Below are 2,149 nucleotides of genomic sequence, written 5' to 3' on the forward strand. Positions count from 1 at the left end.
GTTCCAGGGTGGGCTTGCGCTGCCCGGACTCCAGGCGGGACAGCGTGCTGACGGAGATGCCGGTGGTCTCCGAGAGGTCGGCCAGGTCGCGGGATCCGGCGGGACGGAGGGACCACCCGTGCCCGCTGACACGCGATCGGATCTCCGGGGACTTCGGCATGTGGGGCACGCGGTGCGCGATCCCGCCGCGACGGCCGCGTTCCTGCGCGTCCGGGGGTTCCCGCCGCGGGCGCCGCCCGAGGGACCGGAGGAGGGGGTTCCCGGTGCCGACAGGGGCCGCGCTCGGCCTCGCGGTGGTCTTCCGCCGGACTCCTCGCCGGGACCGTCGGTCGGACGGGAGCCGTCCGGCGGGGGAGTGACCCCGAGGGGGCGGGGTCAGGAGCGTTTGGGCCGGGCGCGGACGTGCATCCGCTCGCCCTGCGAGCCGAAGAGGCTCAGCACCTCCACCGGCACCTTCCCGGCGTTGCACCAGGAGTGCGGGGTGCGGGTGTCGAACTCCACCACCTCGCCGCGCCCGAGGGTCAGGTCGTGCTCGCCGAGCAGCAGGCGCAGTCGACCGGAGAGGATGTACATCCACTCGTAGCCCTCGTGCACCCGCTGGTCGGGCGGCATCGCCGTCTCCGGATCGGCTGCCGGCGGCATGATCATCTTGTACGCCTGCACCCCGCCGGGTTCCCGGCTCAGCGGCACGAAGGTGACGCCGTGCCGCACGAACGGCCGGGTCCGCACCCTGGGGTCACCGGGCGCCGCGGAACCCACCAACTCGTCCAGTCGCACCCCGTGCGCCCGGGCCAGCGGCAGCAGCAGTTCCAGGGTGGGCTTGCGCTGCCCGGACTCCAGGCGGGACAGCGTGCTGACGGAGATGCCGGTGGTCTCCGAGAGGTCGGCCAGGGTGGTGCCGCGCTCCCGGCGCAGCGCCCGCAGTCGCGGGCCCACCGCCGTCAGTATCGGGTCGAGATCCTCGGTCGCCATACCCCCATCCTGGCCCCTCTTTGCCGAACCGGCAAGAAAACTTGTCGTCCGCTTCCCGGGGTAGGCACTCTCGAACCGAACGGAGGTACTGCCCATGACCACCCCGAACCCCTCTCCCCGCCCCGTCGGCGACGCAGTTTCCCACCACCACGAGGTGGTGGTGGTCGGTGGCGGTCCCGCAGGGCTGGCGGGCGCCACCGCGCTGGCCCGGGCCCGCCGCTCGGTCCTCGTCGTCGACGCCGGCTCCCCGCGCAACGCACCGGCCGACGGCGTGCACAACTACCTCGGCCACGAGGGCACCCCGCCGGGGCAGCTCCTGGCCATCGGGCGCAAGGAGGTCACCGGCTACGGCGGTCGCGTGGTCGAGGACACCGTCACCCGGCTGGAACGCCTGACCGACGCCGAGGGGGCCGATACCGACGCCGAACCGGCCGGACCCCGATTCCGGGTGACCCTCGGCGACGGCAGTACCGTGACCGCCGACCGCCTCCTGGTCACCACCGGCCTGATCGACGAACTGCCCGACGTGCCCGGCGTGGCCGAACGCTGGGGCCACGAGGTGCTGCACTGCCCCTACTGCCACGGCTGGGAGGTGCGCGACCGGGCCATCGGCATCCTGTCCACCGGTCCGATGGGAGTCCATCAGGCGCTGATGTGGCGGCAGTGGAGCGAGAACGTCATCCTCTTCCGGCACACCGGCCCCGAGCCCGACGAGGAGGAGCGGGAGCAGCTCGCCGCCCGGGGCGTCACCGTGGTCGACGGCCGGGTGACCGAACTGCTGATCCGCGACGACCGACTGCGCGGCGTCGTCCTGGAGGACGGTCGGGTCATCGACCGCGAGGCCGTGGTCGTCGCGCCCCGGTTCACCGCCCGCAGCGGCCTGCTCGCCGACCTCGGTATCACCCCCGCGGATCAGGAGATGCGGGGTCACGTCATCGGCAGCCACATCACCGCCGACCCGACCGGGGCCACCGAGGTGCCGGGCGTGTGGGTGGCGGGCAATGTCGGCGTCCTCACCGAGCAGGTCATCGGCTCGGCGGCGGCGGGGATGCGCGCCGGCTCGATGATCAACGCCGACCTCATCGAGGAGGAGACCCGCCGGGCGGTGGACGCCCGACGCCGTGCCGCCGCGGGGACCGCCCCCGTCTCCTGAGACCCCGCAGCTTCCGCCCACCCC

At 73.7% G+C, this 2,149-nt stretch carries 3 protein-coding genes; 1 reads left to right on the forward strand and 2 read right to left on the reverse strand.

From position 1 onward, the window contains the following. Together FOE67_RS30860 and FOE67_RS23575 are read right to left on the reverse strand one after the other, a co-directional pair. The coding region (locus tag FOE67_RS30860) for a helix-turn-helix domain-containing protein (RefSeq protein ID WP_438874292.1) at positions 1–160 on the reverse strand (160 nt) is incomplete at its 3' end. A gap of 215 nt (positions 161–375) precedes the next feature. Further along, positions 376–972, reverse strand: coding sequence for a helix-turn-helix domain-containing protein (locus FOE67_RS23575; RefSeq protein WP_182666856.1), 597 nt, complete (start codon positions 970–972; stop codon positions 376–378). Positions 973–1,066: 94 nt separating this feature from the next. Here FOE67_RS23575 and FOE67_RS23580 point away from each other — a divergent pair, with 94 nt between their 5' ends. Beyond that, positions 1,067–2,125, forward strand: coding sequence for an NAD(P)/FAD-dependent oxidoreductase (locus tag FOE67_RS23580; RefSeq protein WP_182666857.1), 1,059 nt, complete (start codon positions 1,067–1,069; stop codon positions 2,123–2,125). The last annotated feature ends 24 nt before the right edge of the window (positions 2,126–2,149 follow it).

Source organism: Streptomyces calidiresistens (assembly GCF_014141525.1).
GTDB lineage: Bacteria > Actinomycetota > Actinomycetes > Streptomycetales > Streptomycetaceae > Streptomyces > Streptomyces calidiresistens.

Bases quoted from the DNA above. Each gene is read 5' to 3' on its own strand.
- FOE67_RS23575 (WP_182666856.1), bottom strand. From the start codon at position 972: ATGGCGACCGAGGATCTCGACCCGATACTGACGGCGGTGGGCCCGCGA.
- FOE67_RS23580 (WP_182666857.1), top strand. From the start codon at position 1,067: ATGACCACCCCGAACCCCTCTCCCCGCCCCGTCGGCGACGCAGTTTCC.